Source organism: Spiroplasma sp. hy2, assembly GCF_044714365.1.
Classification (GTDB): Bacteria; Bacillota_I; Bacilli_A; order Mycoplasmatales; family Mycoplasmataceae; genus Spiroplasma; species Spiroplasma phoeniceum.
Genome location: NZ_RXFZ02000284.1, coordinates 1 through 875, shown reverse-complemented (window position 1 = coordinate 875; position 875 = coordinate 1). Strand labels below are relative to the sequence as shown.

General features: G+C 23.7%; 1 protein-coding gene. It reads left to right on the top strand.

All coding sequences use genetic code 4. The features are described 5' to 3' along the window. The first annotated feature begins 619 nt into the window (after nucleotides 1-619). Nucleotides 620-775, top strand: coding sequence for a lipoprotein (locus EHV01_RS06100; RefSeq protein ID WP_422066681.1), 156 nt, complete (start codon nucleotides 620-622; stop codon nucleotides 773-775). Nucleotides 776-875 lie beyond the last annotated feature (100 nt).

Here is an 875-nt window from a genome sequence, read left to right as displayed (position 1 = left end):
TGAATATGATCCAATAACAAAACAACAAAAAACAATTATTAATAGTATAAATAATGATTGATTTAGTCTTCCTGCAGTTGTATTAAATGACAGAATTTATGCAGTAACATACAAAGGAAATGCTCATGAATATATACCGCTTTATTCTATATTAAATAATGACCCCCTATTAAAGGATTGACAAAAAAATTTTAATTCCTGAGAAATAGAAAAAGAACGTCAAAAGAAAAGTATTTTTTTAAATTATAAAAATGAAGAAAAAATAAAGTGAAGAAATGATAAATTAAATGAATTTAATACTTATTTACATATGTTTAAACAAGATATTCAAATAATAAAAAATAAAGAATCAATAATAAAATTAAAAAATAGTGTACAACATATAGAAGATAATTTTACTTTTTTAATAAATAAATTTGATAATTTAAGTACTAAAATTAATGAATTTAATAATAATAATAGTAATTATTTAACTTGATGTCAAAATATTGGTTGGGGGATTTCGGTGATTAGTGGCGCAACTGCTAATCCTGTAGGATTGGTGGTTTCAACAATTTCGGGATTGGGGGCTGTATTTTGTGGAATAGTTGATTCAATAGTTGAATAATTAATAATAAATATGAAAAAAATACTAAGTCTTTTAGGAACAATCACATTAATAGGAACAAGTATAACAAGTTTAGTTGCTTGTGATAATAATAATTATAATAACAAATTTGAAAAAAAAACCATTAGCAAAACCACAACAACCACCAGAAGGAAGCAAATGGACTAATATTCCAAGGATGCAAGCCCCAAATAAAGAATTTTTAACACCAACTAATAAATGATATTTTTATGTTCGTGAAAATAATGATGGATATATAACAAAAAAT